Origin of the sequence: Pseudoxanthobacter sp. M-2, assembly GCF_046156265.1 — a bacterium.
Lineage (GTDB): Bacteria > Pseudomonadota > Alphaproteobacteria > Rhizobiales > Segnochrobactraceae > CAMDHY01.
Map to the genome: position 1 here is coordinate 1 of NZ_JAWDIR010000027.1, position 6,437 is coordinate 6,437.

The following is a 6,437-nucleotide window of genomic DNA, read 5'->3' on the forward strand; positions in this document are numbered from 1 at the left end:
CTGTTGAAGAAGTCGCTCGTCCCAGCTGTCTCGGCGTGATTCACTCCCGTATCTGGAGGGGAGTGTCGGCGTGCGCGGGACGGACGAGAGGACGGGGGCGCTTTTCAGCTACGTGGACCTCGAGGTGCGTGTACCGGCGGGGCATCCGCTGCGGGCGATCCGGTCGCTGGTGAACGAGGTACTGGCGGCGATGGCGGGCGACCTTTCGGCGCTGTACTCGGGCCTCGGCCGGCCTTCGATCGCGCCAGAGAAGCTGCTGCGGGCGATGCTTCTGCAGGCCTTCCACTCGATCCGCTCGGAGCGCCAGCTGATGGAGCGGCTGGAGTTCGATCTGCTGTTCCGCTGGTTCGTCGGGCTCGGCATCGTCGATGCGGTCTGGGATCACTCGACGTTCTCGAAGAACCGCGACCGGTTGCTCGCCGGCGACGTTGCCGCGCGGTTCCTGTCCGCCGTGCTGGCCGAGCGCCGCGTGAAGCGGCTGCTGTCGAGCGATCACATCAGCGTCGACGGCACGCTGATCCAGGCATGGGCTTCGACGAAGAGCTTCAGGCCGATTGAAGAGCCTGGGGAAGGCTCCGGCCCTGATGAGCCACCGCCGGGCGGGCGCAACGCCGAGGCGGACTTCCGCGGCGAGAAGCGCTCGAACGCCACCCACGCCTCGACCACCGATCCGGACGCCAAGCTCTATCGCAAGGGGCCCGGCATCGAGGCGAAGCTCGCCTTCCTCGGCCATGCCCTGATGGAGAACCGCTCCGGCGTCATCGTCGACGCCTGCCTGACGAAGGTGGGCGGCCATGCCGAGCGGGTGGCGGCACTGGCGATGATCGAGCCGCATGCCGACCGGCCGCGCCCGATCACACTCGGGGCCGACCGCGGCTACGACGCCGCCAACTTCGTGAACGAGTTGCGCTCGATGAATGTGCGTCCGCGCGTGGCGCAGAACCTCACCCGGCGCCTCGGAAGCTCGGTGATCGACGGCCGCACCGCCCGCCATCCCGGCTATGCCGCGAGCCAGCGGGTCCGCAAGCGCATCGAGGAGGGCTTCGGCTGGATGAAGGCGGTGGCCGGCCTCCACCGACCGAAGCTGCGCGGCGTCGATCGGGTCGGATGGGCCTTCACCTTCGCGGCCGCCGCCTACAACCTCGTCCGCTTGCCCAAGCTGCTGGCGGCGCCAGCTTGAGCGGGGCGATCGGCCAGTCGATGCAGCGCTCCTCGTCGCGGCTCCAACACAACCAGGCCACGCATCATCGGCGCCGACCTGCTCACCTGCCGCACTCCATCACCACAAACGCTGCCGGCAAGCGAGACCAACCCGCCAAACGCACGCCTTCTTGAACAGCCTGCTAGTGCCGGTCGAGATCGTGCCGACGGCGACACCGCCGCCGAGCGACGAGGTGGTGGCGACGCTGAGGACTCGGCGAAGGCCGGGGGGCACATCAACGCGAGGGGCGGCTCGGTCGATCCCAGCGTCTCCAACGACAACCAGGACTGCGACGCTACGACTGCTGGGTTAGCCGCCGTCTGCATCACCAAGCCATGTGGATCAACCGTTTGATTGAGCTTTGACCCAGTGTTGCGTGAACGAGTGATTTATGTCCAAATGCACACTTGTTCACGAGAACCGCGGACCATAGATGCGCCAGTTTTCAACTGTTTTTAGCGAAAATTACCGGACAGATATACAACTTTCCAGGCATCAAGCTGCAATCATTGGGCAAACGATATGGTGCTCAGGCCCCGGCTCTAATGTTCTCGTGTTTGGGTTGGGAAACGACTCGCTGCTTTGGAATAAGCTGAATGCTCATGGCAGGACAGTTTTTGTTGAAAATAACAAAACTTGGGCCAAAGATATGCGTGAGCGCTGGCCTGAACTTGAAATTGAGCGCGTGTCATATGGAAAAAGTACAGTTGAATCTAGTCTTCCAATAGATGAGAAGGCCCTAATTGAGCATCCAATTCCAGGTTTTATGCGCGATATAAAGTGGGATGTTATTTTAATCGACGGACCAATGGGTTTTAGAAGCACATCTCCGGGAAGAGCCCTGCCTATTTATTGGTCGTATGTTACTGCAAGAGAGTGTACTCACATATTTATTGATGATTGTAACAGACGTCTAGAGGGGGAGTATACCGCAAAATTCTTTCCTGGCACGGAGCGTGTAGTTGTTAATGTGCCTCGGGTCATGAAATTGGGAAAGCCCAGCAAAGAGTGGATGTCTTGGGTAGTGGGGGGAGAGGTGAACCGCTCCGGGTTTGGCGGAGGCTCCAACTTTTGAGGGGATGGGGCCATGACGAAGAAGGCGAACACATTCTCGCCTGAGGTGCGCGCCCGTGCGGTTCGGATGGTGCTCGAACACGAAGGCGATCATACATCGCGCTGGGCTGCCATCGCCTCGATCGCGGCGAAGATCGGCTGCACAGGCGAGACGCTGCGGCTCTGGCTGAAGAAGGCGGAACGAGACGGCGACCGTTCCGGCAGTTCGGCCGCCGACCTGGCTGCCCGGCTGAAGGCGTTGGAGCGCGAGAACCGTGAGCTTCGGCAGGCCAACGAGATCCTGCGCCAGGCGTCGGCGTATTTTGCCCTGGCGGAGCTCGACCGCCGACCCAAGTCATGACCGGGTTCATCGACGATCATCGCGGCGTCTATGGGATCGAGCCGATCTGCCGCGTTCTGCCGATCGCCCCGTCGACGTACCACGCCCACGTAGCTCGCCGGGCCGATCCCTCCAAGTCCTCGGCCCGAACCTGCCGCGACTCCGCTCTTCGCGGCACCATCCGTCGCGTCTTCGACGATAACTTTCGCGTCTACGGCGTCCGCAAGGTCTGGCGCCAGATGAAGCGCGAGGGGGAGAGTGTGGCGCGCTGCGCGGTGACGCGGCTGATGAAGGACTTGGGTCTGCGGGGTGTGATCCGCGGCAGGCCGGTGAAGACGACGGTGAGTAATCGAGCGAAGCCATGCCCGCTGGATCGCGTCAATCGCCAGTTCCGGGCGCCGAGGCCGAATGCAATGTGGCTTTCTGACGTCACCTACGTCGCAACCTGGTCCGGCTTCGCCTATGTCGCCTTCGTCATAGACGCCTTCGCCCGCCGCATCGTCGGCTGGCGGGCGAGCAGAACGGCGCGCGCAACCTTGGTGCTTGATGCCCTCGAGCAAGCGCTCCACGCCCGGCGCCCGAGCCAGTCCGACGGTTTGGTTCACCACAGCAATCGAGGCGTCCAGTACATCTCGATCCGCTACACGGAACGTCTCGCGGAGGCTGGCGTCCTCCCCTCGGTTGGCAGTGTCCGGGATTCCTACGACAACGCTCTCGCCGAGACGATCAACGGCCTCTACAAGACCGAGGTGATCCATCGGCGCGGGCCCTGGCGGTCCTTCGAGGCCGTCGAGTACGCGACCCTCGACTGGGTCGACTGGCTCACCAACCGGCGGCTTCTCGAGCCAATCGGCAACATCCCGCCAGCAGAAGCTGAATCGCGCTGGTGGGCCGGCCAGGAGCAGGCGACGATCGCCGCCTGACTCAAACAAAACAGCCTCCGGCAAACCCGAAGCGGTTCAGGCGCACCTTGATGCCCTCATGGCGGCAGAGCGGATCTCGCTGAGCCCACGAACCCGGCGGCTGATCGAGCACCAGCGCGCCGAGTGGTGCGAGCTGGACCGCCGGATCCAGGCGTTCGACGAGGAGTTCGCGCTGCAGGCCCGGACGGAGGAGAGTGCCCGGCTGCTGACCACGATCCCTGGGATCGGACCGCTGAACGCCACGGCGTTGGTCGCAGCGATTGGCAGAGCCGATACGTTCGCGCGGGGCCGCGACCTGGCTGCGTGGATGGGACTGGTGCCCCGGCAGATGACCACGGGCGGCAAGCCGAAGCTGCTGGGGATCAGCAAGCGCGGCAATGAGTACCTGCGCAGGATGCTGATCCACGGCGCGCGTGCTGCCCTGCCGACGGTGGCAAAGGGAGAGACGCGCTGGGTGGCTGGCTGCGAGGCCTTGTGGCACGGGCCCATGTGAATAACGTGGTGGTGGCGCTCGCCGCGAAGCTGGCGCGGATCATCTGCGCGGTCCTCCGCAGCGGGCAGCGGTTCAGGATGCAGGCGGCGACATCATCATAACCAAAGAGATCTGCCGTTCGCGCTCACCCAGCGCGGTCGGCCGACGAGGTCTGCGGGTGGTGGGAGCGAGATGGCCTGACAGTCGATCGGCGTTCTGGAACCCTGGTCAAAAAATGGCCTTCGACGCCGTGAAGTTTATGAGGTTCGGGACGCGCGGATCTCCATCTTGGCCAGGGCGACCCCTCGAGACCGGATAAGTTGGCGTAGACTGATGAGGCACGATCTTGAATTCCGATTGCAGACGGGGCGGGCCATACGTTTTTCCGAGCGCCTCACGCAGCGTTGCGACGTCCAGCATCGACTCCGCCAAGATCTTCTTCAGCTTGCGGTTCTCGTCCTCGAGGCTCTTCAGCCGCCGGGCGTCCGACACTTCCATCCCGCCGTAGCGGGACCGCCAGTTGTAGAACGTCGCGTCGCTGATGCCGCGCTTGTGGCAGAGCTCCGCGACCGGAATCCCCGCCGGGCTCTTCGTCTGGCGAGCCGATCCCGAGGCGATTATCTCCACCCGGAAGCGCGCACTTCCGCCTTGGAGTAGATCCATTAAGCATGGTCAAGCCAGCTTAACCATTCATCGTGTCGCCTGTGCCCATAGCCTGATCGCATGTGTTTGTTTTTTTTGCTCTTCCGTCAATACGTCGGTTCCATCGTGTATCTCGATGTGCGTAAAGCCGCACCCTTTCAGCATGGCGACCAGCCCAGCTGCCGTCGGGGCCCACCAAGTTGTTTTGTCGGCATTGAGATTGTCAGATTCATAAAACTCCCACAAAGCGCGCCCGCCGCCAGCTGGTAAATGCAGCCCCTGCGTCTCGACGATAAGGCGCTCGCCTGTAAGGTTCGCGACTTTTTGTAACGAATAGAATGGATTGCGAGTGTGGTAAAGAACGCCAAGATAAAGTACGACGTCGAAAGGGCCGCCAGCATAGTCTTCTGCCAGACTTAGAACTGGCTGCACGCTTGATTGTAGAATTTCTTTAGTTACATCAAAAGCGCGACGCCCAGGCTGCGTGACTGTATCAATGCAGTCCGCAGGTGGATCATAGACATCGGGAGCTCGACCTGCCGCACGCTCAGATGCAACCCAAGCATGAATCTTTGGCCAGTCAAAACACCAAGAATAATAGTCAGGTGCCGTTACTGATTTGGCTCCGCGCCGTTCAGCCTCAAACGAGAACCAACCGCCGAATGCTCCAATGTCAAGAACGGACTTTCCGCGCAAGTCAGGCAGGTTAGCTAGATGCATTTCGCGTGCCGTAATCTTGGATATCTTATTCTGGCCTTCAATAAATACATCCCCAAGATCTACGCTATGCCATATCATCTGCGGAGAGCAGCGACTACGGAAGTCGGCCTCCGTTACGCCTGATTTGAAGTCCCGCCAAAGGTCGACAGGCCTGAGATCACGTATTTCGTTGATGAACGCGTTCACACTGTTTTCCTGTCAACTTTCCCAGCTACTCTTCGCTTGAGGGCATGACGAGCCAAAGCGCCTGCTTCACGGACGATGAAGCTTTACTCGAATACATCATGGTCATGCGGTTTGCCAAACGTCAAGTCTGTCGCACGTGCAGCAAGGTAGCGACGTTCCACGTATGAGCGACCGTCATGCCGATGTTGCCTGCCCCACGTCGGTGGTTCGGTTCGATTGTTAGCTCATGGGCGGCCCGGAGCTGGGCGGGGTTGCGCAGGCGGGCACGCGCTTGGCACCACAGCCTCTGGGTGCCGGCGGCCGGTAGCCGAGCAAGGAGTGAGGGCGGACGGTGTTGTAGTGCCGCCGCCAGCCCTCGATGACCAGCCGGGCTTCGTCCAGGCTGTAGAAGATCTCGCCGTTGAAAAGCTCGTCTCGGAGCTTCGCGTTGAAGCTCTCGCATTAGCCGTTCTACCAGGGGCTGCCCGGCGTGATGTAGGCTGTTCGGGCGCCGACGGCTGCGATCCACGCCTGCACCGCCCTAGCGATGAACTCTGGGCCGTTGTCGGAGCGGACGTGACTGGGCACACCGCGCAGGATGAGAGGTCGGAGAGCACGTCGATGACGTCGCTCCCCGTCAACTTCCGGTCGACCCGGATCGCCGGGCACTCGCGCGTAAACTCGTCGACGACGTTCAGCATCCGGAACTTCCGCCCGTTGTGGGTGCAAGGGACTGTCAGGATTTCCGTGTGCTGGCGGCGGGTTGTGTTGATAGCCGCGCAATAAGGACCCTGTTTTCGGGGTGATCGGCGTCCAAAAGGTACCCCCATGGAACGTGGGTCCACAAAGCCTCCGGGTTGATCGGAGGCTGGTTCGGGATGCTGGTGGTGGAGGCAATTGCGAAGGTCCGCCGGGCGCATT

4 protein-coding genes, 3 pseudogenes and 1 other annotated feature are annotated in these 6,437 nt (G+C 61.8%); of the genes and pseudogenes, 4 read left to right on the top strand and 3 right to left on the bottom strand.

The genetic code is table 11. The features are described 5' to 3' along the window. The first annotated feature begins 70 nt into the window (after positions 1-70). The 4 genes and pseudogenes from RUR49_RS14875 to RUR49_RS14890 form a co-directional block, all read left to right on the top strand. Complete coding sequence (locus RUR49_RS14875) at positions 71-1,180, top strand: IS5 family transposase (protein ID WP_409147187.1); 1,110 nt, start codon at positions 71-73, stop codon at positions 1,178-1,180. A gap of 454 nt (positions 1,181-1,634) precedes the next feature. Continuing rightward, the gene (locus RUR49_RS14880; RefSeq protein ID WP_409147188.1) at positions 1,635-2,276 is read left to right on the top strand and encodes a hypothetical protein; all 642 of its coding nucleotides are present in this window, start codon (positions 1,635-1,637) and stop codon (positions 2,274-2,276) included. A gap of 12 nt (positions 2,277-2,288) precedes the next feature. After that, positions 2,289-3,517, top strand: a protein-coding gene (locus tag RUR49_RS14885) for an IS3 family transposase (protein ID WP_409147189.1) whose coding sequence is annotated in 2 segments (ribosomal slippage) — positions 2,289-2,577 and positions 2,577-3,517 — 1,230 coding nt in all. Because the reading frame shifts where the segments join, the coding sequence is not laid out codon by codon here. Next, positions 2,570-2,686: a sequence feature (AL1L pseudoknot), on the top strand. Its footprint overlaps the gene before it by 117 nt. A gap of 76 nt (positions 3,518-3,593) precedes the next feature. Then, positions 3,594-4,111 (top strand): annotated as a pseudogene (locus tag RUR49_RS14890) (IS110 family transposase); the annotation flags it as partial. Positions 4,112-4,370: 259 nt separating this feature from the next. Here RUR49_RS14890 and RUR49_RS14895 read toward each other — a convergent pair. The 3 genes and pseudogenes from RUR49_RS14895 to RUR49_RS14905 all read right to left on the bottom strand — a co-directional run. Continuing rightward, positions 4,371-4,616: pseudogene (locus RUR49_RS14895) on the bottom strand (transposase); the annotation flags it as partial. A 63-nt stretch (positions 4,617-4,679) separates the two neighbouring features. Then, positions 4,680-5,537 (bottom strand): DUF1698 domain-containing protein, encoded by an 858-nt coding sequence (locus RUR49_RS14900; RefSeq protein ID WP_409147190.1) that lies wholly within the window; start codon positions 5,535-5,537, stop codon positions 4,680-4,682. Positions 5,538-5,756: 219 nt separating this feature from the next. Beyond that, positions 5,757-6,241: pseudogene (locus RUR49_RS14905) on the bottom strand (integrase core domain-containing protein); the annotation flags it as partial. Positions 6,242-6,437: the final 196 nt, after the last annotated feature.

Bases quoted from the DNA above. Each gene is read 5' to 3' on its own strand.
- RUR49_RS14880 (WP_409147188.1), top strand. From the start codon at position 1,635: ATGCGCCAGTTTTCAACTGTTTTTAGCGAAAATTACCGGACAGATATA.